The sequence below is a fragment of the Paenibacillus glufosinatiresistens genome (assembly GCF_031470375.1).
GTDB classification, from domain to species: Bacteria; Bacillota; Bacilli; order Paenibacillales; family Paenibacillaceae; genus Paenibacillus_AQ; species Paenibacillus_AQ glufosinatiresistens.
The window spans coordinates 37,026-61,531 of sequence record NZ_JAVFHT010000004.1; the positions used below are offsets into that span (position 1 = coordinate 37,026).

Sequence of the window (24,506 nt, forward strand, 5' to 3'; positions counted from 1 at the left end):
CAGCCTGCGCTTTATCCAAATCTTTCAGCAAAGCGGGAATCCAAGCCATGAATCCAATTGACCTCAACTATAGCATGCCGGCCGAGTGGGCCGAGCATGAGCGCACCTTTATCTCCTGGCCGGTACAGGCTTCCATATGTTATCCCGGCAGCTACGCCTCCGTCTGCGAAGGCTATGCCGGCATTATCCGGGCCATCGCCGAGTTCGAGCCGGTTACGGTCATCGTGAATCCCGAGGAAGCCGAACAGGTCCGGCATCTGCTGGACTTCCCGAACGTTGAGCTGATGCCGATCGAGCACAGCGACGCCTGGCTCCGCGACAACGGGCCTACCTTTTTGACCGGTCCGGAGGGCAAGCTTGCGGGCGTGAACTGGAAGTTCAACGCCTGGGGCGGCAAATATTCGCCGTGGGACCTTGACGACAAGGTCGCGCCGCAGATTCTGGAGCGGCTGCATATCGACCGGTTCGATGCGCCGATTGTTATGGAAGGCGGTTCGATCCACACCGACGGCGAAGGCACGCTGCTGACGACGGAGGAATGTCTGCTGAATCCGAACCGCAATCCCGGTCTCGGAGTCGGCGACATCGAAGAGTATCTGCATAAATTCACCGGAGCCCGGAAGGTCATCTGGCTGAAGCGTGGCCTCAGCGGCGACGAGACGGACGGCCATGTCGACAACATCGCCTGCTTCATCGGTCCCGGCAAGGTGCTGATCCAGATCTGCGACGACCCGGCCGACGAGAACTACGCCATTGCGCAGGAGAATCTGCGCATCCTGGAAGAGGCCGTGGATGCCAGGGGCCGGAAGCTGGAGATCCACACGATTCAGCAGCCGCCGCGCGCCGATCATGAGGACAGCCGGCTGACGCTGAGCTATCTGAATTTCTATTTTGTGAACGGCGGGATTGTTCTGCCGGTATTCGGCGGGGCGGCGGAAGCGGCTGACCGGCTTGCGGAAGCGAAGCTGCAGGAGCTTTTCCCGGACCGTGTAATCCGCACCATAGACGGGTTGGCTGTTATCACGGAAGGCGGCAACGTGCACTGCACGACCCAACAGATGCCGAAGGGGCATTGACGATCAGAGCCGCGGCTTAAGGCCGCAGAGCGAGGAGGGACATCATCGTGAGACAAGTGAAGGTAGCGGCTACACAAATGAGCTGCTCATGCGATATTGAAGAGAACATCCGCAAGGCGGATAAGCTGGTGCGCGAGGCGGCGGCGCAGGGCGCGCAGATTATTTTGCTGCAGGAGCTGTTCGAGACGCCGTATTTCTGCCAGAAGGAGAAGTCGGACTATTACGCCTACGCCACCGAGCTGGAGCAGAACCGCGCCGTGAACCACTTCAAGGAAGTGGCGAAGGAGCTGAAGGTCGTGCTGCCGATCAGCTTCTATGAGAAAAAGAACTATGCCCGCTACAACTCCCTCGCCGTCATCGACGCCGACGGAACCGTGCTGGGCAAATACCGCAAGAGCCATATTCCGGACGGACCGGGCTATGAAGAGAAGTTCTACTTTAACCCCGGCGATACGGGCTTCAAGGTCTGGAATACGAAGTACGCCAAGATCGGCGTCGGCGTCTGCTGGGATCAGTGGTACCCGGAAGCGGCGCGCGTTATGACGCTGATGGGCGCGGAGATTCTGTTCTATCCGACCGCCATCGGCTCGGAGCCGCAGGACGGCTCGATCGACTCCAAGGACCACTGGCAGATGACGATGCGCGGCCATGCCGCCGCCAACCTGATCCCGGTGGTAGCATCGAACCGGATCGGCCGGGAAGAGGATGAGGAGTCGAGCATCGACTTCTACGGCTCGTCGTTCATCGCCGGTCCGCAGGGCAATATGATTGCCGAAGCGGGACGCGGCGAAGAGGCGGTGCTGACCGCCGAGTTCGATCTGGACCAGCTTGAGGTCGGCCGGATCGAGTGGGGCATCTTCCGCGACCGCCGTCCGGAGCTGTACCGGATGATCGCGAGTTATGACGGGGATTTGACGTTCTGATTGAATGGAGAAACGGACAGAATGCAACAGCAGCAAGGAGGCAACTCCCGGCTGCTGTTTTTTTGTGTTACATCCAATTGATCCGCTGCACTAAAGAGGAGAAGTTCCATTTCCCATACAGACTGAATTGCCTTCTATGCATTCCGACTCTCACAACATATTATGTTATATAATATAACATAAACACAGAAATATAATTGTCACCGTTGCTTTGATCTGATAAAATCTCTTTAAGTTTAGCGACTATATTTTGGGGGGTCAGGGGATGAAGAAGAGAAAAGCGATTTTTATGTCAGCTATTATGGCATTGATGCTGCTGACGGCAGCGGGATGCGGCTCCAACAACAAGGAAGGCTCCGGCAGCTCGGGTTCGGGCGGCGGAGAGACCGTCAAGTTCGCGAGCGACGCCAGCTATGCGCCGATGGAGTTTATGGACGGAGACAAGATCAAAGGCTTCGACATCGACTTTATCCGGGCGGTAATGGAGGAAGCCGGAATGAAGTACGAGGTCTCCAATACCGGCTGGGATACGATGCTTGAGAGCGTCAAGCAGGGAACGGAGTATCAGGCCGGCCTGTCTTCCGTATCCATTACGGATGAGCGGAAGGAGACGTATGACTTCTCCATCCCTTATTTTGAGTCGACGAACATGATTATGGTCAAGGAGGGCAGCGACATCAAGAGCGCGCTTGATCTGAAGGATAAGAAGGTCGCTGTGCAGACGGCGACGACAGCCGATACGCTGATGAGCGGCATCATGGGCATGGACAATGCGAAGCTGAAGCGGTTCGACAGCAATGCGGTTGCACTGATGGAGCTGCAAGGGGGCGGCGCGGACGCGGTGGTGGCGGACATCGCCATCGTGCGCGAGTTCATCAAGAACAATCCGGACCAGAAGCTGGTCGGCATCACCGACAACACCAACTTTACCTCGGAGTATTACGGCATTCTGTATCCGAAGGGCAGCGAGCTGAAAGCGAAGCTGGACCCGGCCATCCAGAAGGTGCTGGATAACGGCAAGTATGAAGAGATCTACAAGAAATGGTTCGGGGAAGCGCCGAATCTGGAGAATCTGAAGCAGGCGAAGTAAGGGGATGCGGCGATGGATTTCAGAATGGATCTGGTCATGCACTATTTGCCTTTATTCATGCGGGGGATGCTGTACACGGTCGGGGTCTCCGCCGCTTCCATCCTGATCGGTTCGGTGCTGGGCCTTGGTATCGGGTTCGGCAAAATGCTCCGAAGCCGGCTGCTGCGGCTGCCGTTCGATGCTTACATCAATATTTTTCGCGGAACGCCGCTCTATGTACAGATCCTGATCGTCCACTTCGGCATCGTGCCGGTCTTCTACGGCAGCACGAATGCGCTGGTCTCCGGCGTCGTAGCGCTCTCGCTGAATTCGGCCGCCTATTCGGCGGAGATCTTCCGGGCGGGCGTTCAGTCCATTGACGGCGGACAGCGGGAAGCGGCCTTGTCGCTCGGCATGACGGGGAGGCAGGCGATGCGCTTCGTCGTGCTGCCGCAGGCGGTGAAGCGGATGGTTCCTGCTTTTGGCAACGAGTTCATCGTGCTGGTCAAGGATTCGTCTCTGCTGGCGGTCATCGCCATGCCGGAGATTATGTACTGGGGCAATACGATGAAGGGCCAGTATTACCGCATCTGGGAGCCGTATCTGACGGCGGCGGTGCTGTATTTTATCCTCACCTATTTGCTCAACAAGCTGCTGCAGCAAGTGGAACGGAGGCTGTAACCGATGGAACCGATTATTGCCGTCAGGCATCTGCGCAAAGCGTTCGGCGCCCATGTGGTGCTCGGCAATGTGAACGTCGAGATTTATCCGCAGGAGGTCGTGGTCGTCATCGGTCCGTCCGGCTCCGGCAAATCCACCTTCCTGCGCTGTCTGAATCTGCTGGAACGGCCGCAGGGCGGAGAGATTGTCATTGAAGGCATCTCACTGACGGACCCCAAGACGCGGATTCACGATGTGCGGACCGAGGTGGGCATGGTCTTTCAGCAGTTCAATCTCTTCCCGCACAAGACGGTGATCGAGAACCTGATGCTGGCTCCGGTTCAGGTCCGCCGCTGGACGCCGGATCGGGCCAGGGCCAAAGGAATGGAGCTGCTGGAGAAGGTCGGGCTGGCGGACAAAGCTGCCGCGTATCCGGCGTCGCTCTCGGGCGGCCAGTCGCAGCGCGTGGCGATCGCCCGGGCCTTGGCGATGGAGCCGAAGATGATGCTGTTCGACGAGCCCACCTCTGCCCTGGACCCGGAGATGGTCGGCGAAGTGCTGGCCGTCATGAAGAATCTGGCATCCGAAGGAATGACGATGGTCGTCGTGACGCATGAAATGGGCTTCGCGCGGGAGGTCGGCAACCGCGTGCTGTTCATGGAAGGCGGCGACATTGTTGAGGAAGGGACGCCGGAGGAACTGTTCGGGAAGCCGCAGCAGGCGCGGACGCGGGAGTTTTTGTCCAAAGTGCTGTAAGAGAGGCCGCTTGTTCCGCAGAGGTCAAGAACGCCGGGGCGCATGCCGCGGCGGTTTTGCGTTCGGCGAAGACGGCGTGCAGGGAACCTCTTTCTGGCCGAGACGTATAAAAAAGAGTATAGTAGAACGGGTTATCCGCTTAATAATTTGCAGCCGGAGGGTTAAACATCAATGGATTGGTTTGCCGACTTTTTTCGGAGCATCAGCGAGAATTACGGCCATTTCTTCTCGTGGAGTGATATCGCCGCCACCTTGTCCGATCCGGTCAGCTGGGGCATCATAGGCAGTCTTGTGCTGCTGGAAGGCCTGCTGTCGGCCGACAATGCGCTCGTTCTGGCCGTCATGGTCCGGCACCTGCCGAAGGAGCAGCAGAAGAAGGCGCTGTTCTATGGGATTATAGGTGCCTATCTGTTCCGCTTCATTGCCATTGGGCTTGGAACGTACTTAATCAAGTTCACAACGGTCAAAGTTCTGGGCGCGCTCTATTTATTCTACATTGCGTATAAAGGGCTGTTCCGGGGAGGCGGAGAGGAGAAGACGGTCAACCGCGGCGCTTCTTTCTGGAGAACGGTGCTTCTCGTCGAGTTGATGGACATCGCCTTCAGCATCGACAGTGTCATTGCGGCCTTCGGCCTCAGCGACGAGGTCTGGGTGCTGTTCATGGGCGGCATCCTCGGCGTGCTGATGATGCGCGGCGTCGCCCAGCTCTTCCTGAGACTGATCGACAAGTTCCCGGAGCTGGAGCAGACAGCCTTCCTGCTCATCGCCATCATTGCCGGCAAGATGCTCGCCGGCGCCTTTGGCTACGAGCTGCCGCATACCGTATTCTTTGCCGTCCTCATTGCCATGTTCGCGGGTACGCTGATTTACAGCCGGGCCAAGCGGCGGCGGGAGGGCAAGAAAGGATAACGGGGCGCTTGGGTGATTCAACGGAATTTTGCCGGGTTATTGGGTATAATAAACTGGTAGTATCTGCCGGATTGCCCGCTGGGGCGAAATACACAACCGACACGGAGGTTCTATGGAGACTGAAGCGCTGCAGCAAGTCGAACGGCTTGCCCTCAAGAAACAGAAGATTTACCGCAACAGTATTCTTCGGTACATTGCCCGCGCCATGCTGGCAAGCATGTTCATCGGATTCGGCGTTATCGTGGCCTTCAAGACAGGCAACTTCTTCTACATGGAGCATTCGCCGCTGACCTATCCGATGGCAGCCGTGACCTTCGGCGCGGCCATCATCCTGATCTCGTACGGCGGCGGTGATCTGTTCACCGGCGACACGTTCTACTACACGTACGGGGCGCTCCGCCGCAAGCTGCGCTGGACCGAGGTCGGCCGCATGTGGGTAATCAGCTACATCGGCAACATTCTCGGCGCCACCGCTTTTGCGCTCTTGATCTATCTGACGGGGCTGTTCGATTCGCCGGATGTGAACGGGTTCCTTCTGAGCGTGGTCGCGCACAAGATGGAAGCGCCTGCGCTGGAGCTGTTCTTCCGGGCGATTCTGTGTAACTGGCTTGTCTGTCTCGCCTTCTTTGTCCCGATGTCCATGAAGACCGACGGGGCCAAAATGTTCGCCATGATGCTGTTTGTCTTCTGCTTCTTCATCTCCGGATACGAGCACAGCATCGCCAACATGTGTACCTTCGCCATTGCGCTGGTGCTGAATCATCCGGGGACGATCTCATGGAACGGGGTGTTCCATAACCTGGTTCCCGTCACGATCGGCAACCTGATCGGCGGCGGCGTACTGATGGGCGTGATGTACTACTATGTGAATAAGCCGTTTCTGGACGAGGAGCCGCACTGACCCTTGTCCCATGCGCAGGGGATGCCGTTCCCGAACCTTCCCCGTCCCAAATAAAGCCGCCGTACGCCCTGAGGGGCGGATGGCGGCTTGGTTCGGCTTAACGGGCGTCAATCCCGCCCGGGAGCGGGCATCCGGTAATGGAGCGGGGCGGCCTCGCGCAGGGTGCCTTCCAGTTCGCCGCCTTCCAGCCTCCAGTATTCGATGCCGCCCAGCATTTCCTTGACGCGGTAGCCTTTTGCGGCCAGCCGGCCCGCCGCTTTGGTGGCGCCGTTGCAGGCCGGACCCCAGCAGTAGACGACCAGAAGGTCATCCTTGCCAAAGGGCGGCGTTTCGCCCCGGAGGAAGCCGCCCGGAAGCGAGCGGGCTCCCGGCAGATGCGCTTCCTCGTAAGACTGCGCGTCACGGACATCCAGAAGAATGAAGTCCTGGACGCCGTGGTGAAGATCGTAGGCGACGTCGGCGACGTCGGTCTCAAAAGCGGCTCTGGCCTGAAAGTGAGCCGCGGCTGCCGCCGGATCGGCGGCGGGACTGGCGGACGTCTGGGATTTGGGGCGAACGGTCATAGAGAGTTCCTCCTTCGGTGGATGGGGTGGTTAAGATGTTCCTATTGTAGCTTGAATCCCGACGGCCCGTTATCTATAGTATTGGATAAGGATTATCGAAGATTTCGATAACGGCCCGGAAGAGCTCCGGGCATTCGGAAGGCAGGGGGATCAAGCATTGGAACTGACCTATCTGCGGACATTTTGCGAGGTAGTCGACAGCGGCAGCCTGACGCGGGCGGCGGAGAAGCTGGGGTACGCCCAATCGAGTGTAACGGCGCAGATGACCCGCCTGGAGGAGATCTACGGCACGGCGCTCTTGGAACGGGCCGGTCAAGGCATGCTTCCGACCTTTGCGGGCCGGACGCTGCTGCCGTACGCCCGGCAGATGCTGGCGGTCCGGGAGGAAGCCAGAACGGCCGTGGCGGGAGAGGCGTCGGGTTCCCTGGTCGTCGCGTCCATCGAGACCATTGCCGTCTGCCTGCTCCCCCAGCGGCTGCTGCGGTTCAGGGAGCGCCATCCCGGCCTTCAGTTGAAGGTCGTTCCGGGTTCGGAGCCGGAGATTATTGCGGCGGTCCGAAGCCGTGCCGCCGACATCGGCCTGATCTTTGACCGCCCTTTCTCGGGCGAGGGACTGGTTGCCAGAACGCTCCGGCGGGAACCGCTCTGTCTGGTCGTCGCTCCCGGCCACCGCTTCGCGGGACGGGAGCGCATAGCTCCCGCCGAACTGGACGGGGAGCCGCTGGTGCTGACCGATGAGAGCTGCACCTACCGGGAGCGTCTTCTGGAATTGTGCCGGGCGGCGGGGGCCGCTCCCCGGATCGAGATGGAGCTGGGCCATCTGGAGGGCATCCTCCAGGCCGCCAGACAGGGGTTCGGCGCGGCCTATCTGCCGGGCTATGCCTTCGCAGGGCCGGTCGGGCGGGGCGAACTGGTTGCGGTGCCGCTTGAAGACGGGGACAGCGGCTTCAGCGTGCAGCTCGTCACCCGGCCCGGGGCGCTTCCGGCCGGCTGCGAGACGTTTATCGGGCTGATGACGGAGTAAGGAGGGGCCCGGAGCCTGCTTGTTACGCGCGCCAAAGAAGCTCTGCCGCAGCTGCGGCAGAGCTTCTGGTTCGCGGTTCGATGGCCCGGTTGCCGTTAGGTGCCGGGCTCTACCATTTGGAGCCGCCGGAGGAATGGCCGCTGCCTCCGCCGCCCCAGGAGGAGCCGCCGGAAGAGTGGCCGCCGCCCCCGCCGGAACGGCCGCCGCCGGGGCCGCCGAAGCCGCCCGGACCGCCGCGGCGCTCGGCCTCGCGGCGCATCTGCGCCTGCATGGCGGCCATCTGCGCCAGCCGCTCCTCCTCTTCCTTGCGGCGGACCAGCCGCTGCGCCTCCTCGGCGTAGGCGGCTACGCCGGCCAGGAAGGCCCGGGCCGACGCTTCCAGCGCGTCGAGCTGATACGGGCCGGCGGAGAGGCCGGCCTGCAGGTCCCGGTACGGCGGAAGTCCCGCCAGACCGTCCCGGGCATGCAGCCCCCGGCTCTGGAGCAGCCGCCGGGCCGCTTCGGCGTCCGCTTCGCCCTGGCGGAGCGCCGCTTCCACCCGGGCGAGCCGGTTGTCGAGCTCGCCCAAGTCCCCGGCCGCTTCGCCGAGCAGGCGGCGGGCCTCGTCCTGAAGCGCGAGCAGCCGGTCCAGCCCTTCGCGGGCCTTGTCGAATTCGCCCCGCTCATCGGCGGTCCAGGCTTCAATCTCCGGCACGCCGGCCTCGGCCTCTCTCAGCCTGCGGCTCCATTCGGCAAGCGCGGCCTCCGCGGGCTCGATATGGCTGCGGGCATAGCGGGCGGAAGCCGAAGCGATAAGGCTTCGGAGCCGCTCCTGGGCGCTCCCGAGCTCCTTCCAGCCTTCGCGGATCTGATTCAGATCCCGCCGGTTGGCCAGCCGGATCTCGGCCTGGCGTTTCGTCATGGAGACGGCGTCTTCCATCCGCCGGTCCATCTCCGCGCCGATCCGGCGTACTTCATTCAGGTCCCCGCCGCGCAGCTCCTCTTCCAGCAGGGCGACATCGGCTTCCGCCTGCTTCAGCAGCTCGTAAGGCTTGACCTTCATATTCTGCAGCGCGTTCTGTTCAATCAGCGCGGCAATCTCGGAGCGGGCGGCCGCCAGCGCGGCCGGGAAGCCGTGGATTTTGTCCTGATACACATCGACATCCTGCACATCCCGGCTGATCTGCTCCTGCAGTTCTCTGGCCTGTGCGCTGACCGTCTGGGCGGCAATGGGATCGAACAGCTCCAGCTTGTCGGCCTCCGCTGTCTGCTCGGCCAGCTCCTTGAGATCGTCCGCAATGTCCTCCAGGCCGTATCCGGTCTCCTGAAGCGCATCCTGGAATTCGCTCTGAAGTTCAGGCGCCGCCTGTTTCAGTTCGTTGATGTGCTGCTTCACCGTACGGTCCGCCTCGCTGATTGCTGCGATGCTCTTCTCCTGCTCCTCCAGCGCCGTCCGCAGCTCGCTCTCTGCGCCTTGGAGCTGGCGATTGGCCGCAGACAACGCTCCCAGCCGGTAGAAGGCCGGAAGCGAACCGCTCTGCTGCTCGGAGGAGAGGGCCGACAGCTTGACCAGCAGGTCGGAGAGCGTCCGGGAAGCGGTATCGGCCAGCTGCTGGGTCTTGCCCTGAACAATGCCCTGGAAGGGCTGAAGCGCCTCCAGGCCCCGGTTCGCCCGAACGAGCAGATCGGAGATCGCTTCCTGCGAGGCGCGAAGCTGCTTGCGCCGCCGAATGCCGGTCACCGTCACATACAGAATGAGGCCGGCCAGAACGGCCCCGGCCAGGAGGTAGACGAGAGACCGGGAGGAACCATCCGTACCGGTTCCCGGACGGGGTGCAGCCGCCGGCGAGCCTGCGGACGTTCCGGTTCCGCGGGTGCCGGAATCCGATCCTCCGGAGGAACCGGCCGCAGCGCCTGCGCCGGGCCCGCTGCCGCCGGACGCGCCGGATTCTGCGCCGGCGTCTCCGCCGATGGCATGGGTTGCCCCGATCACCGAGAGGATGGCTTTGCCGAAGTCCCCCTCTTTGGCATAGGGGATGAAATAGGTATCCAGCAGCTGCTTGATCGCTTCGGAACCGCTGCCCCCGCCCTGATTGGCGGACCAGGCGTTCAAGGCGGCCTGAAGGCCGGGGTTCATGAAATGCAGATCGACGGTGCGGTCTTCGCTGCCGATCAGAAGCAGCAGTTCATTCTCCGCGAGTCCCCAGCTCTCATAGACGTCATAGGCATACTGCTCGGAGGATTCCCCATCCAGCGAAGGCAGGATGAGTATACGGAAGGCGTAGGGGCCTTGCTCAGCCTGCTTGGCGACGGCATCGGCCTGGCCGGAACCGAGCAGGCCGGCCTGGTCGACTACGGCTCCGCCGGGAGACGGGATGGCGGCGGCCGACGCGGCCGGAACGCCAAGAAGGAAGAGCAGGGTAGACAGCAACAGTGCAAGTAGGCTTTTTCTCAAACGGACACGCTCCATTCTCGGGCAGGATTGCCCGTCAATACCTTTATTATATAATAACCCTTTCCAAGCAAAAACCGCGCCTTTCCCGGAAGAGGAAGACGCGGTTGGAATCGGCCGGAGCCGCAGAGGATCGTCAGAACAGGGCCTAAGCTTCCAGACACAGCAGAAACTGAAGGCGGGACTTGATTTCTTTCTGCCATTTAAGGTCTCCGACCTTAACGGCCAGATTAAGCAGATCCAGGTAATCGTCAACTTGAAGCGAAGTCCGTTTGGCGGCGGTATTCATACAGTCAGTCTCCTTTTGAACCAGAATGAATAAGGGTGTGAGCCGGTTAAGTGCAATAATGATAATCATTATCATTTGTTTGATACTGCTATTATGAACATTATGGATGAGAAAAGCAATATGCAAACCACAAGTTTTTAATTTGGAATGTTACAATTTTAAGAAAGGATTCATATTCAGGAAAAAATGGAGCAAAAGCATTTTCTATGGGAGGAATAGGAAGGATATTCGGCGCTTTCTGTCGAAAATCTACTGTATCGCTTAAGACGGGCGAGGAATGAAATTAAAGGAGACATTGCGATGAAGCAGCTACGGCCGATATGGGGAATCATCCTGTTCCTTGTGCTTGTTCCATCTACCGTGTTAGCCGAGCGTCGGGAAATCCGATATGAGGCCGAACTGAATTATCCTCCTTATAAATATGTACAGGACGGCTTTCTGACCGGGTTCGACGTGGATCTGACGCATATGGTGTTCGAGCGGCAGTCCTACCAGGTCTTCTATTCTGGAGGCAACTGGAATGCCCTTTACCGGAAGCTGGTGGACGGCAAGATTGATACGGCCGGATTGATGGCCGTTACTCCAGAACGGCAGAAAGAAGTACTGTTCTCCAAGAAAGTGACCCGGGCCTATTTATCTGTCTATTCGCTCCAGAGCAGAGCGGAGGGAGTGACGCTGAAGACGCTCGGGAAGTACAAAGTAGGCGTCAGGCGCGGCCAATACTCCGAGGATGTCGTGCGGGACAAGCTGGGACTTACCGGCTATGCGGCCTATGAAGACCTTCCGGAAGCGCTGGAAGCGCTTCGGCATGGAGAGATCGATGTGCTGCTGGAGAACCAGGCGGTTATCGACCATATGATTATCGAGCAGGGGTGGAGCAATGCCATTATCCACCGCCTCAGCAATTTATACCCCGTTGATGTCGCCTACGGCGTCAGCCGAAGCTCCTCCGAACTAGTGCCCTACATCAATGCACGTCTCGACGAACTGCGCCGTTCCGGCGCGTTCGAAGAACTGCATCTTCAATATTTCTTTCGCCACTCCGACTATTACCGGCAGATGACGCGCGAGCGGGTGATGCTCGGCACTCTGATTGGCGCTTGTCTGCTTGCCTTTGGCTTTGTGTTTATCCGGATGTATATCCAGCGGCTTCGCAGAACGATCGAGGCCGAGCAGCGCCTGTTCAGCAACGTGGTCGGTCATGCCGGCATTCTCGTCTGGGCGGCAGCCGCTGACGGCAGAACGGTGCGGATGACCGCGTTCACCGAGGAGACGACCGGCTTGCAAGAATCTGAGCTGGCCGGTAAGAGGCTGGAGGAACTGGAGCTGTCCGATCCCGGCCTTCAGGAGCTGCGGAATCTGCTGCTGGAGGCGATCGAAGGACGATATTCGCCGGGGGTGGAGGCCCGGATTCCCCGGAACGGGCGCTATTTTCTGCTGAAGACGATCCCGGGTCCGCGGGTAGAAATAAGCCGGGGCATGAACGTTGCGGTGCTGGTCGGTATCGACGTCGATGATCTGAAGAAGAATGCACTCAAGCTTCAGTCCAGCTACGAGAATCTGGAATCGGCGCATTGCGAGCTGGAGATGGCCCAGGAGGAGCTTCAGGAGCAGATGGAGCGGCTTCGGCTCAGCCAGCAGCGATTCCGCGCCGCATCCGAAGGTTCGGGAGCCTACATTTGGGAGTTGGACATCACGACCGGAAGGTACGAAATTTCGGAACGCTGGTTTGAGCTGATGGGGTATACCCCCGAAGAATTCTACAGCAGATCCGATGCTCCGTTCCACTTGATGCACCCCGATGATATCGAGGCGGCCGAGCGGGCGCGCCGCGCCCATCTGGAGGGGAGAACGCCGTTCTACGAAACGGAATACCGGATGCGGACCAAGGAAGGCCGGTATCTCTGGTTCGGCGTCAGAGGCAAGGCTTCACGTTCGCCGGAGAGCGGCGCCGTCGTCTTCCTGGGATCGCTGATCGACATTACCGGCCGCAAAGAGACGGAGCTTCAGCTCAGCCGGAGCTATCAGGAACTGGAAGCGACTTATGAAGAGCTGACGGTGACCCAGGAAGAGCTGATGGATCAGTACGAGGTGCTGCTGGACAACCAGGAGAAAATGCACCGGCTCGCGTATTACGACGGGCTGACCGGCCTTCCGAACCGGCTGATGCTGCTGGAGACCCTGGAACGCTGCTTCCAGGGTACGGAAGGCCGCGCTGCGCTTTTGTTCCTGGATACGGACAATTTCAAATTCATCAATGATACCATGGGCCACCGGTTCGGAGATGCGCTGCTCGTCAAGACCAGCGAACGTGTGCAGCAGCTCATTCGGGACCATGACATGCTCTGCCGGCTCGGAGGCGACGAGTTTGTCATTCTGTGCAAGCGGATCTACCGGCGGGAAGAAGTGCTGAATCTTGCCGAGTCGATTGTGGAGAGCTTCAAGCAGCCGTTCCAAATCGGAGAAACCCGGCTGTATGTCTCGCTCAGCATCGGAATTTCCTTCTACCCGGAAGACGGGCGGACGACCGAGGAGATTCTGAAGAATGCGGATGTCGCCATGTACCGGGCGAAGGATTCGGGCAAGAACCGGTATGTTGTCTATGACAAGACGATGCATACCGAATTCAACGAACGGCTTCATTTGGAGAAGCATCTGCGGGGAGCGCTGGAGAACAAGGAGTTCGAGCTGTTCTATCAGCCCCAGGTCGATATTGCCGGCGGTCAGATTTCCGGCTTTGAAGCGCTGATTCGCTGGAATAGTCCCGAGCTCGGCTTTGTCTCCCCGCTGGCCTTTATCCGGATCGCGGAGGACTCGCGTCTGATTGTTCCTATCGGCGAGTGGGTGCTCCGGGAGGCCTGCCGTTTTCTCGGCGATGTGCAGGCAAAGAAGAGCTGCACGTACAAAATCTCGGTCAATATTTCGGTGATTCAGCTGCTGCAGGATGATTTTGTGGAGATCGTGCTGGATGCCGCGCAGGAGAGCAGAATTGAGCCGGGCTGCCTGGAGCTGGAGATTACTGAATCCGTATTCATGGAGTCCTACGAACGGATTGTAGGCAAGCTGGAACGCCTGAAGGCGGAGGGCTTCCGGATCGCTCTTGACGATTTTGGCAAAGGATACTCTTCGCTGAGTTATCTGCAGCAGCTTCCGTTGTCCACGCTGAAGGTGGACAAGGCATTCATTGATCCGCTGACCGAGGATGCCTACAGCCAGACGTTCATCCGGACCATTGTGGCGCTTGGACACGATATGGGACTTGAAGTAGTCGCCGAGGGGGTAGAGCGGTCCAGCCAGCTCGAGATTCTGGAGCACACCGGTTGCGACAAAGTACAGGGTTATTTAATCAGCCGTCCCGTTCCGGAGAAACATGCGCTCGAATTGCTGAATGGCCCTGGGAACGGCAAGGTTTGCTAAGCGGTAATAGGTTACCAGAAGAAAAGAGGGGCATTTCCCGGTGGACGGCTGTCTGCCGGGAAAGTGCCCCTCTTGCACGGTTGACGGATCGGTCAAAGCACCACGATTTTGTTCTTGCCGGTCTTCTTGGCTTCATAGAGGGCATCATCGGCTTTCTGGAAGACAAAGCTCTTGGAGTCGGAGCCGTTGAAATCATGCATGCCGATGCTGACGGTGACGGATTTGCCTTCCATTTCATCGACCGGCAGTTCCATAATCCCGATGCGGACGCTCTCCATCAGCAGCCGGGAATGATCCAGGCTCTTGGAAGTCAGGATCACGACAAACTCCTCGCCTCCGTATCTTGCCGCGAAATCGTCGGAGTCGATGTGCTTCAGAATGGTAGCGGCGACCTGCTTCAGAGCGATGTCTCCCACCCAATGGCCGTATGTATCATTGACCTTCTTGAAGTTGTCGATGTCCAGAATGGCGAGCTGCATCGGAAACGGATTCGACTGCTGATGTTCAATCAGCCAGCCGAAATATTCATGAAAGGTCTTGTGGTTATAGAGATCCGTCAGCGGGTCGATCTTGGACAGACGGTCCATGATGATGTTCTGGATGCGCAGATCCTGCTCCGCCTTGACCGAATTGGCCAGCGAACGGGTCAGATCGCGCTCGCGGAGGATGACGGCATAGCCTGTAAGCGCGGACAAAAGAAAAACAAACGTATAAATCAAGTGTTCGATTCTAAGCGCGTAATCATACTGGGAAGACGTGCCGAACAGAAACAGCATATACAGCAGGCAGACACAGGCGGAGGCAGCCAAATAGCCCATTCGCATGTACAGAATCGTAACCAGCATCGGGAGCAGCAGCAGCAGCGGCTTGGCGTGAATATCGGGGCTCATGAACATGATTAGAAGGATGGCAAATACATGGCTGCCTGCCGCGATAGCCCCTTCGGACAGATCCGGTCTGCGCGCATTGATGAACTCAAGCAGGACCAGCAGAGCCAGGAGCAGCGTATCGGTCAGGAGCGCATGGCTGCGGGATACGGAATTGCCGTTGTGAAAAGCGGATTGCCCCCAGACTGACCAGAGAATGAAGAGCTGGATGAAGAGCTGGACGAACATGACAACCCAGAGCGCGTTGATCAGCAACCGGTTCCAATTCAATTGACGAGGAGCGGGAGGTGACTTGGACATAAGAAGTGCCTCATTTCAAAGACAGATATCTACTATATTCGCCAAAAAACATGGTATTCCTTCCCGAATTAACCAATGCAAAAATGTTCGTATTCTGCATACACGAAGTCAATATTTATTAATAAATCTGCGAAAAATGAAATAAAACACGAATGATTATTAGGATTATCATTGACTCGTTCGGCTGATTTAGGTACAATCGCTAATGGCCGTGAAAAAACGGCAAGAATTGTTCGTATATCCCCGGCAATATGGGACGGGGGTCTCTACAGGGAACCTTAAATTCCCGGCTACGGACAGGGTGCTTTCGCATACCTGTGTAGAGCCGGGAATTTTTTTGTCATTCATTAAGGAGGAAGCGATGAGCAAGTATGATGCAATTGTCGTGGGGGCCGGTCCGGCCGGTATCTTCGCCTGTTACGAACTGACACTGAGAGCCCCGCATTGGAAGGTGCTGCTGCTTGATAAGGGGCATGATATTTATCGACGCCGCTGTCCGATTCTGGAAGAGAAGATTCAGCTCTGTCCCCCTGCAAGCGGACGCAAGGAATTCGCCGGCTGTCTTCCGGCCTGCTCCATCACCGCCGGCTTCGGCGGGGCAGGAGCCTACAGCGACGGGAAATTCAATATTACGACGGAGTTCGGCGGCTGGCTGACCGACTATATGCCGCCTTCCAGAGTGCTGGAACTGATCCGCTATGTCGACGCCCTGAATCTGAAGCATGGCGCAACCGAAGCCGTCACCGACCCGACCACCGAGCATATCCGGCAGATCGAGCAGCGCGGCTACGCGGCCGGACTGAAGCTGCTGAGAGCCGAAGTGCGGCATTTGGGCACCGAACAGAACCTGGAGATTCTGAAATCCATCTATGAATATTTGCAGACCCGGATCGACATGGCGTTCAAGAGCGAGGTTCAGGACATCGTGACGGTCAAGGGAGAGGAAGGACACCGGGTAACAGGCGTCATGCTCAAGAGCGGGGAAGTGTATGAATCCGACCGGGTCATGATCGCTCCCGGACGGGACGGTTCTGCCTGGCTGACGGAAGTGCTGAAGAAGCGGCGGCTGAAGATGTACAACAATCAGGTGGATGTCGGCGTACGGGTCGAGACTTCGGATGTCGTGATGCGGGAGATCAACGAGAATCTGTACGAGGGCAAGTTCATCTTCAACACTTCAGTCGGAACCCGGGTGCGGACCTTCTGCAGCAATCCGTCGGGACATGTCGTGGTAGAGAACCATAGCGGCGTCATGGCCGCGAACGGCCATTCCTACAAGGACCCCGAGCTGGGCTCCAAGAATACGAACTTTGCCTTGCTGGTCTCCCATAAATTCACGGAGCCGTTCGACAAGCCGAATGAATATGCCCGGGAAATCTGCAAGCGGGCGAACGACCTGTCGAGCGGCGGCGTCATTGTTCAGAAATACGGAGACATTCTCCGGGGGCGGCGCTCAACGCGAAGCCGGATCGACGAAGGCTTCCTGGAGCCGACACTGAAGGAGGCAGTGCCGGGCGATCTCGGCCTGGTGCTTCCCTACAACACGATGAAGAGTCTGATCGAAATGGTGGAAGCGCTGGAGAAGGTAACGCCGGGCATTGCCTCCGAACACACGCTGTTCTATGGCGTAGAGGCCAAGTTCTATTCCGCCCGTCCGAAGCTGACAGCTTCGCTTGAGACGGAGATCGCCGGGTTGTACTGCGGCGGCGACGGAGCCGGCATCACGCGCGGTCTGGCCCAGGCCGGCGCAGCCGGCGTCTGGATCGCCCGGGGCATGCTGGAGCGGGCCTAAAGGACGCTCCTCAGCCTGTAAGGGACGCTCCCCTCGCTGAGGGACGCGCCTCTGACTGAGGGACGCTCCTCTGGCAGAGGCGCGTCCCCAGGAACGGAGAACCGCCGCCTAGATACCTGGCCGGATATGGACATAATAATGATCGAATGGCAGCGACCCTGCCGGAACCTCCGCGAATCCGCGCTTCATGAAGGCGCGGATTCTTGGCGCGTCCGCGGGGACGATCTTGGTAATCATCCGGTCGGCCGGGAAATCTTCGTAGAGCCCGGCAACGGCCAGCCCGGCGATTTCTTCAAGCAGATCTTCTCTCTCATAGGCGGAAGCCAGATCGAGCCGGAGAACGGCGGTAGGGATTTCCGCTCCATCCTCTGATTGGGGAGCATCGCTTCTGACGAAGATTTCTAACGTTCCCACCGCCTTCTGCAGGACTTTGTCTATCACGCTGAAGCGGACATAAGCCTGCCAGCTGTAAGCGTCCAGCCAGCAGCGGATGCAGGCGCTTACTTCCTCCTCGGTGCGGAAGTGAAAGTCGCTGTGGCAGTTGTCGCTGTTGAACAGCGGAACCGCGGCGGGATCGGAATAGCAGTCAAGCAGCTCGGCGGCGTCTTCCGGCCGGACCAGACGGTACCGGAAGTGTGCGGTTTCATAGACGGGACTCTGAACATAGGGCGACGGATGGGCGGATGGCAGCTGCATAAGTATCGAATTCCTCCTTGGTTATCGGCTCTTGGCCGGATGGACTGACTCTATCTTAACGGAGGAAAGACGACACCTGTATGTCGTCTTTGCCTGCTGCTTCTGCGGATTGGCGGGTTAGGATCGAACGGGCGTGGTCGGCAATCCGCCGCTGAAGGGCCGGCGGACCCAGAATATCCACATGCGGCGCAAGCGCCAGCAGGCGCCCGAACCATCCGCTCTCTTCCTCCGGCACGCTGAAGGAGAGGAGCGCTCCCTGGTCCGGCTCTTCGGTAACCGATGCATTCGGAAAAGCTTCCTCGGCGGGTATCCGCCACGGTGCCGGGCAGCGAAGCCGGACGTCCAGGTAAGTCCGTTCGTCCGGCCGATCCTTCAAGAGTGTATCGGCCGGGGGGTGGCTCCGGGAGAACGGCGAAGCCGTAGGGCGAAGATTCCGCATCCGGGACAGACGGAACAGCCGGTAGTCTTCGCGCCGGCGGCAGTAGGCCAGCATGTACCAGGCGTTCCACTTCATCAGAAGCTGGACCGGTTCTGCGCATCTGCGGGAGAGAACGCCTTGAGCGCTGTAATAGTCGAACTCGACGGCCAGCCGGGCCAGCGCCGCCTGAACAAGCGGAGGAAGAACTTCCTGAATGCTCCGTCCCTCGCGGTACGCCCCAAGGTCGAACTGGACGGGCGGCGGTTCTATGCCGCCGAAGGCCGCCGTCATCTTCTCCGCCGCCGCCTCCAGCCCTGAATGGCTGAACCCGGACTCCAATCCCTTCACAGCGGCTGCAATCCAGCGGAAATCCTCGCTGCCCAGAGGCTGGCGGCTTAGGTGGAATCCGTCCAGAATATAGTACCCGCCCGCGGCTCCCTGGGCGGCGGCAACCGGAATGCCCGCCATGCCCAGTGACTCGATATCCCGCTGAATCGTCCGGACCGACACCTCAAAGTGTTCGGCCAGCACCCGGGCGGTCACCCGCTCGCGGTTCAGTAAGTAGATTACAATGCCTAACAGCCGGTCGGTCTTCACGCTGCTCCCCCCTAAATCCGGATATGGAAGTTCTACAGCTAACCATGACATAATTCAGCCGGGGGTTCAATACGAACGAAGCGGATAACGCTCTGCCGATCCGTCTTGCGGGCATCTTGTGGAGGCATCGCTGCAATCCGTCACCTATTCTTCTTAAATAGGCTCTTTGGGATCGGAGCGGCAGCTGATAAGATAGGAGAAAGGGAACTTGTGTTCCTGCCTTGGTAAATTGAGGAGGGATTGAATTGCCTTACTTCAGAACAGAAACGGCAGAGCTGTATTATGAAGAAATCGGGGAGGGGCGTCCGATTGTGCTGCTTCACGGCTTCACAATCGACCATCGCTTGATGAAGGGCTGCATGGAGCCTGTATTTGCCGCCCGGCCGGGCTGGAAGCGGCTTTATCTTGATTTGCCCGGGATGGGACGCACAAGAAGCTATGAAGGGATAACGGACTCGGACGGTATGCTGGACGCTGTGCTGGCGGCTATCCGGCAATGGCTGCCGGGCGGCGAACCGTTCTGTCTGGCCGGCGAATCGTACGGCGGCTACCTTGCCCGGGGAATTGCCGAGCGCAGCCCCGAATCGGTGGCCGGCCTCGGGCTGATCTGTCCGATGATCCTGCCCGCTCACGACGATCGGCAGCTGCCGGAGCACCGGATTCTCCGCGAAGACGTGTCGCTTGCGGAATCGGCCGCCGGACCGGACTTCGACGATTTCCGCCAGATGGCGGTTGTGGCGAACGCCCGGACATGGCGCCGATACATAGAGGATGTGTTACCCGGCCTGCGCCTCGGGGACACCCGGTTCCTCGACGGGATTCGGGAGCGCTACGGCTTCAGCTTTCCGCTGGAGACAGCGGTCATGGACAAGCCCGGACTTCTGGTGGCCGGCCGCCAGGATGCCTCTGTCGGTTACCGGGACGCGCTGGAATTGCTGGAACGTTATCCGCGCCTGACTTATGCGGTGCTGGACACCGCAGGCCATAATCTCCAATTCGAGCAGCCGGAGCTCTTCGAGGCGCTGGTACACGAATGGCTGGACCGGGTGGAGCGGGAGCAGTTCGGCCCGGCGGCGGCAGACTAGCCTTAGGGAGGCAGACTAGCCTTAGCGAAGAGGCGGAGGGAAGAACTGCTGCGGCCATGCAGCAACGGCAAGAAGGGGCGTCCTCGCGGACAGCCCCTTTCTGGCTTCGTGTCTATTCTGCGTACTTCAGCCTTCCAGCAGCAGCGATTCCGGATCTTCCAGCAGCTCCTTGACTTTGACCAGGAAGCTGACGGCTTCGGAGCCGTCGACAATCCGGTGGTCGTAAGAGAGCGCGATGTACATCATCGGCCGGTTGACCGTTGTCGTCTCATCGAGCGCGATCGGCCGAAGCTGGATCTTGTGCATGCCGAGAATGCCGACCTGCGGCGTGTTCAGAATCGGCGTAGACAGCAGAGAGCCGAAGACGCCGCCGTTGGTAATGGTGAACGTACCGCCCTGAAGCTCGGAGAGGCTGAGCGTGTTGCTGCGGGCCTTGGCGGCCAGCTCGCCAATCTCCCGCTCGATCTGCGGGAAGCTGAGCCGGTCGGCGTCCCGTACGACCGGAACGACCAAGCCTTCCTTGGCGGCGACGGCGATGCCGATATCATAGTATTTTTTGATAATCAAATCCTCGCCGTCGATCTCCGCGTTAAGCAGCGGGTACGCCTTCAGGGCTCCGATTACCGCCTTGGTGAAGAAGGACATGAAGCCCAGACCGACATCGTGCTTCTCTTTGAAGCTGTCCTTGCGCCGCTTGCGGATGTCGAGAATGGCCGTCATGTCCACCTCGTTGAAGGTGGTCAGCATGGCTGCCGTATGCTGCGCCTCGACGAGCCGGCTCGCAATAGTCAACCGGCGTCGCGACATGCGCTTGCGCTCGGCCTCCTTGCCGCCGGACGGCGCTGCGCTCTCCGGCGCCTTCGCGGCGGCCGGCTTGCTGCCGCCGTCGGCAGGCTTCGGCGCGGGCGCAGCCGCGCCGTGGCCCTGCACATCGGCCTGGGCAATCCGGCCGATGGGATCGCGCGCGCCGACCTCGCCGAGGTCGATGCCCCGCTCGCGCGCGAGCTTGCGGGCACCCGGCGTGGCCAGGTGCTCCCCGCTTGCCGCCGCCGACGAAGGCTCCGGCGCTGCGGGCGGCGCTGGCGCTGCCGCCGGTGCCGACGGCACCGGAGCAGGCGCTGCGGGCGCCTCGCCGCCTGAACCGGCGGCCGAGCTGGCCGGCGCCTTGGCTTCGCCGCCGGCGTCTTCGCCGATCACGCCGATCGCTTCGCCTACGGCGACATTCTCGCCCTCCTGGCGCAGGATAGCGGAGATGACGCCGCCTTCCTCGGCGCTGATCTCCAGATTGACCTTGTCGGTCTCAAGTTCGGCCAGCACGTCGCCGGCTCCGACGACGTCTCCTTCCTTCACGTGCCACTTGTAGATCGTTCCCTCGGAAATGGATTCGCCCAGATCGGGCACTTTGATTTCGGACACAGCCGCTACCTCCCCAGAAAATTGGATTTACGCTATCGTGACCCCGCCCCGGTGGAGGACGGTACAGCCGCTTGTGCTTGCGATTGGTTCAGGTTCAGGGCTTCCGTGACGATCCGCCGCTGTTCATAGGTGTGGACGTCGGCATAGCCGCTCGCCGGACTGGAACGTTCCGGACGTCCGATATACGAGACGGTGGTTCCTTCCGGCGCGATGCCGCGCAGCCGGGGCTCGGCGTAGCTCCAGCCGCCCATGTTCTTCGGCTCTTCCTGGACCCAGACGATCTCTTTCAGCGAAGAGAAGGTGCTGAGGTGGGCGGCCAATTCGCTCTCCGGGAACGGATAGAGCTGCTCCAGCCGGAGAATATGCACGCCCGACCAGTCTTGTTCGCGCGCCGTCTCCAGCTCGGTCTGGAGATCGACCGCTATTTTGCCGGAGCAGACGATGAGCCGCTTGACGCTTGCGGGCTGACTGCCCAGCAGCGGTTCCGGCAGCACCGGCTGGAATTCGCCGGAGGCAAGCTCCGATCCCGGCGAGGCGCTCCGCGGATTGCGGAGCAGGCTCTTGGGCGTCATGATAACGAGCGGCCGGGCTTCCGGCTTGCCGCAGAGCGACGCCTGGCGGCGCAGCAGGTGGAAGTATTGGGAGGCGCTCGTCAGGTTGGCGACCGTCCAGTTCTCTTCCGCCGAGAGCTGCAAATACCGCTCCAGCCGTCCGCTGGAGTGCTCCGGTCCCTGGCCCTCGTATCCGTGAGGAAGCAGGATGACAAGATTGCTGCGCTGGGTCCATTTGGCCCGGCCTGCCGAGATGAACTGGTCGAAGATCACCTGCGCGGCATTCGCGAAGTCTCCGTACTGCGCTTCCCAGATGACGAAGGTCTCCGGCGCGAAGACATTGTACCCGTACTCATAGCCGAGAACGGATGCCTCCGACAGCGGGCTGTTGTAGACGCCGAAAGAGGCGGCGGCATCCTTCAGCTGATGCAGCGGCGAGAAGAGCGCGCCCGTCTCGCTGTCATGAAGCACCAGATGCCGCTGCGCAAAGGTGCCGCGCTGGGCGTCCTGCCCGCTGATGCGGATCGGCGTGCCGTCCTGGAGAATCGTGGCGAAGGCCAGTGCTTCGGCCAGCGCCCACTCGACCTTCTCGCCGTCGTTCAGCAGATCCTTGCGGCGCTGCAGAATGCGGGCGAGCTTCGGATAGACCTTGAAGCCGGGCGGCACATCCAGCAGCGTGCGGTTGATCTCCTGCAGCCGCGTCAGCGGCACCGCCGTAACCGGGTAAGCTCCCTGCGGATCGGGAAGCGTGACGGACGGCTTGGTCTCGCCGTTCTTGTGCTTGCCTTCCTTCATCCGGTCGAAGGCTTCCTGAAGCACGCGCTCGTTCTCGGAGCAGAAGCGCTCTGCGTCCTCGCGGGTAATGATCTGCTCGCGTTCCAGCCGCTGGGCATACAGACGGTAGACCGTCGGGTGGCTCTTGACCCGGCCGTAGACCAGCGGCTGGGTCGTCTCGGGATCGTCCATTTCATTATGGCCGTGACGGCGGTAGCCGACAAGGTCGATCAGGAAATCCTTCTTGAATTTGTGGCGGTAGGCGCTGGCCAGCCGGACGGCGGCGATGCAGGCTTCCGGGTCGTCGGCATTGACATGGACGACCGGAATTTCGTAGCCCTTCGCCAGATCGCTTGCGTAGTGGGTGGAGCGGGAATCCTCGCTCTCCGTCGTGAAGCCGATCCGGTTATTGACGATAATATGAATCGTCCCGCCGTTCTGATAACCCTGAAGCTTGCTGATGTTGAGCGTCTCGGCGACAATGCCCTCGCCCGGGAAGGCGGCGTCGCCGTGCATGAGCACGGCCATCGACTTGTTCGTATCCTGCACAGGCAGTCCCGGAGTCCGGCGGTCTTCCTGGGCCGCCCGGGCGAAGCCTTCCACGACCGGGTTGACGAATTCCAGATGGCTCGGGTTATTGGCCAGCGTCAGGCGCGTACGCACCGTCTCGCCTTCGCGGACGGCGCGGTCGGCGCCGAGGTGGTATTTGACATCTCCGGTCCAGCCGTAATTGATGCCCATGGAGCCCTCCGACGGGAACAGCTCTTTGTTCGGCGAGTGGTGGAACTCGGAGAAAATGATTTCGTAAGGCTTGCCCAGAATATGAGCCAGCACATTCAGCCGTCCCCGGTGGGCCATGCCCATCAGAATGTGCTCGGCGCCGTCGTGCGCGGCGGCCCGGACAATCTCGTCCAGCATTGGAACCAGAACGTCGTTGCCCTCCAGGCTGAACCGCTTCTGGCCGACGAAGGTCTTGTGCAGGAAAGTCTCGAACTGCTCGACCTCGATCAGCCGCTTCAGCAGCTCCTTGCGTTCGCCGGCGGTCAGAGGCGCCGGCGAGCTCGGCGACTCGGCCTGGCTGTTCAGCCAGCGGAGCTCCTGTTCGTCGTGAACATGGCCGAACTCATAGGCAATGGTCTTCGTATAGGCCTGCCGCATCCGGTGGTAGGCATCCCAGGCGGTTTTGACGTCGGACGGGGCGTTCTCCCAGATCAGGGAAGCCGGCAGCGCGAGCAGATCCTCGCGGGTAAGGTCATAGGAAGAAGGCTCGATCGCTTTGGCCAGAGAATGGCGCGTCTCACGCTCCAGCGGATCAATATCGGCGGCCAGATGGCCGTAAATGCGGATGTTGGCAATCAGCTTCGCGGCCCGGACCGCTTTGAGCAGCCAGGCGGTGTCTCCGGCAACCATCTGTTCGGGCGCTCCGGCGGCTTGCGGGCCAAGAGGAGGCGGGCCGGAGACAGTGAACAACTCGCGGTAGCGGGGCTCAACGGTCTCGGGGTCCTGAAGATACTGTTCGTATTTCTCCTGAATATACCCCAGATTGGGTCCATGATAATTGCTCCAGATCGAATCGCGGTAGGGCTCTTGGGCTGCCATGAATACATCCTCCTTAACGGATGACTCCAGCTTCCGCCGGAGCTGTGGTTGCGTTTACATTGGTACAGACGAAGCATCGCTGGCCTTCGGTTAAGGCGGCGGCTGACGGGGTCGAGACCGCCGGGCCGGCCGGAGGCATACTGCCTCTCTGAAACGAAGGTTCTTGCCACATCCTATAATGCAACTTTCCCCCAGTACAATCAATTCTAACTTTCGGCCAATCCGTTCGCAAAACGGCATAGTTCTGCCTTATAGGCCATAATGCTTAGGAAATGAGCGGGAATGACAGGCGGAGACCTGAACCGAAATGCGACTACTTTCCCACTTTTTTTGAAGGAAGGGGTTTCAAACACTTGAGTTCAGGTTATTTTTT

Annotated in this window: 19 protein-coding genes and 1 riboswitch; of the genes, 11 read left to right on the top strand and 8 right to left on the bottom strand. The window is 59.8% G+C overall.

Annotated elements, in window-relative coordinates:
* Positions 1-47 precede the first annotated feature (47 nt).
* The 7 genes from RBI05_RS06725 to RBI05_RS06755 all read left to right on the top strand — a co-directional run bounded on the left by RBI05_RS06725 (position 48) and on the right by RBI05_RS06755 (position 6,294).
* On the top strand, positions 48-1,076 hold the full coding sequence (locus RBI05_RS06725) for an agmatine deiminase family protein (protein WP_310550525.1): 1,029 nt from the start codon (positions 48-50) through the stop codon (positions 1,074-1,076).
* Positions 1,077-1,123: 47 nt separating this feature from the next.
* The gene (gene aguB / locus RBI05_RS06730) at positions 1,124-1,999 is read left to right on the top strand and encodes an N-carbamoylputrescine amidase (RefSeq protein ID WP_150458868.1); all 876 of its coding nucleotides are present in this window, start codon (positions 1,124-1,126) and stop codon (positions 1,997-1,999) included.
* A gap of 265 nt (positions 2,000-2,264) precedes the next feature.
* The gene (locus tag RBI05_RS06735; RefSeq protein WP_191089588.1) at positions 2,265-3,089 is read left to right on the top strand and encodes a basic amino acid ABC transporter substrate-binding protein; all 825 of its coding nucleotides are present in this window, start codon (positions 2,265-2,267) and stop codon (positions 3,087-3,089) included.
* 12 nt (positions 3,090-3,101) lie between these two features.
* Complete coding sequence (locus RBI05_RS06740; protein ID WP_150458869.1) at positions 3,102-3,749, top strand: amino acid ABC transporter permease; 648 nt, start codon at positions 3,102-3,104, stop codon at positions 3,747-3,749.
* Between the two features lie 12 nt (positions 3,750-3,761).
* Entirely contained in the window at positions 3,762-4,484 is a 723-nt protein-coding gene (locus tag RBI05_RS06745; RefSeq protein ID WP_150458945.1) for an amino acid ABC transporter ATP-binding protein, read from the top strand.
* Positions 4,485-4,655: 171 nt separating this feature from the next.
* A complete protein-coding gene (locus RBI05_RS06750; protein WP_150458870.1) occupies positions 4,656-5,393 on the top strand; it encodes a TerC family protein in 738 nt (245 codons plus the stop codon).
* Between the two features lie 112 nt (positions 5,394-5,505).
* Positions 5,506-6,294 carry a formate/nitrite transporter family protein gene (locus RBI05_RS06755; protein WP_150458871.1) on the top strand — a complete coding sequence of 263 codons (789 nt, stop codon included), beginning with the start codon at positions 5,506-5,508 and terminating at the stop codon, positions 6,292-6,294.
* Between the two features lie 107 nt (positions 6,295-6,401).
* On the opposite strand, the gene RBI05_RS06760 is transcribed toward RBI05_RS06755, so the two are convergent.
* Positions 6,402-6,857 carry a rhodanese-like domain-containing protein gene (locus tag RBI05_RS06760; protein WP_310550526.1) on the bottom strand — a complete coding sequence of 152 codons (456 nt, stop codon included), beginning with the start codon at positions 6,855-6,857 and terminating at the stop codon, positions 6,402-6,404.
* 157 nt (positions 6,858-7,014) lie between these two features.
* On the opposite strand from RBI05_RS06760, the gene RBI05_RS06765 reads away from it, so the two are divergent.
* Positions 7,015-7,881: a LysR family transcriptional regulator gene (locus tag RBI05_RS06765; RefSeq protein ID WP_310550527.1), complete on the top strand. Its 867-nt coding sequence runs from the start codon at positions 7,015-7,017 to the stop codon at positions 7,879-7,881.
* A gap of 109 nt (positions 7,882-7,990) precedes the next feature.
* Here RBI05_RS06765 and RBI05_RS06770 read toward each other — a convergent pair whose 3' ends face one another.
* Positions 7,991-10,315, bottom strand: coding sequence for a TPM domain-containing protein (locus RBI05_RS06770; RefSeq protein ID WP_310550528.1), 2,325 nt, complete (start codon positions 10,313-10,315; stop codon positions 7,991-7,993).
* A gap of 145 nt (positions 10,316-10,460) precedes the next feature.
* Positions 10,461-10,601, bottom strand: coding sequence for a hypothetical protein (locus RBI05_RS06775; protein ID WP_191089590.1), 141 nt, complete (start codon positions 10,599-10,601; stop codon positions 10,461-10,463).
* Positions 10,602-10,901: 300 nt separating this feature from the next.
* On the opposite strand from RBI05_RS06775, the gene RBI05_RS06780 reads away from it, so the two are divergent.
* Positions 10,902-14,018, top strand: a complete 3,117-nt coding sequence (locus RBI05_RS06780; RefSeq protein WP_310550529.1) for an EAL domain-containing protein — start codon at positions 10,902-10,904, stop codon at positions 14,016-14,018.
* Positions 14,019-14,110: 92 nt separating this feature from the next.
* Here RBI05_RS06780 and RBI05_RS06785 read toward each other — a convergent pair whose 3' ends face one another.
* Entirely contained in the window at positions 14,111-15,205 is a 1,095-nt protein-coding gene (locus RBI05_RS06785; RefSeq protein ID WP_310550530.1) for a GGDEF domain-containing protein, read from the bottom strand.
* A gap of 213 nt (positions 15,206-15,418) precedes the next feature.
* Positions 15,419-15,518, top strand: a riboswitch (purine riboswitch).
* A 48-nt stretch (positions 15,519-15,566) separates the two neighbouring features.
* On the opposite strand from RBI05_RS06785, the gene RBI05_RS06790 reads away from it, so the two are divergent.
* Positions 15,567-16,997, top strand: a complete 1,431-nt coding sequence (locus tag RBI05_RS06790; protein WP_310550531.1) for an NAD(P)/FAD-dependent oxidoreductase — start codon at positions 15,567-15,569, stop codon at positions 16,995-16,997.
* Positions 16,998-17,105: 108 nt separating this feature from the next.
* On the opposite strand, the gene RBI05_RS06795 is transcribed toward RBI05_RS06790, so the two are convergent.
* Both RBI05_RS06795 and RBI05_RS06800 read right to left on the bottom strand, forming a co-directional pair.
* A complete protein-coding gene (locus RBI05_RS06795; RefSeq protein ID WP_150458878.1) occupies positions 17,106-17,693 on the bottom strand; it encodes a GNAT family N-acetyltransferase in 588 nt (195 codons plus the stop codon).
* A gap of 55 nt (positions 17,694-17,748) precedes the next feature.
* The gene (locus tag RBI05_RS06800; RefSeq protein WP_310550532.1) at positions 17,749-18,708 is read right to left on the bottom strand and encodes a helix-turn-helix transcriptional regulator; all 960 of its coding nucleotides are present in this window, start codon (positions 18,706-18,708) and stop codon (positions 17,749-17,751) included.
* 245 nt (positions 18,709-18,953) lie between these two features.
* On the opposite strand from RBI05_RS06800, the gene RBI05_RS06805 reads away from it, so the two are divergent.
* Positions 18,954-19,793 carry an alpha/beta fold hydrolase gene (locus RBI05_RS06805; protein WP_310550533.1) on the top strand — a complete coding sequence of 280 codons (840 nt, stop codon included), beginning with the start codon at positions 18,954-18,956 and terminating at the stop codon, positions 19,791-19,793.
* Positions 19,794-19,919: 126 nt separating this feature from the next.
* Here the strand turns inward: RBI05_RS06805 and odhB are convergent, their stop codons facing one another.
* A complete protein-coding gene (gene odhB / locus RBI05_RS06810) occupies positions 19,920-21,209 on the bottom strand; it encodes a 2-oxoglutarate dehydrogenase complex dihydrolipoyllysine-residue succinyltransferase (protein WP_310550534.1) in 1,290 nt (429 codons plus the stop codon).
* 32 nt (positions 21,210-21,241) lie between these two features.
* The gene (locus RBI05_RS06815) at positions 21,242-24,133 is read right to left on the bottom strand and encodes a 2-oxoglutarate dehydrogenase E1 component (RefSeq protein ID WP_310550535.1); all 2,892 of its coding nucleotides are present in this window, start codon (positions 24,131-24,133) and stop codon (positions 21,242-21,244) included.
* Between the last annotated feature and the right edge of the window lie 373 nt (positions 24,134-24,506).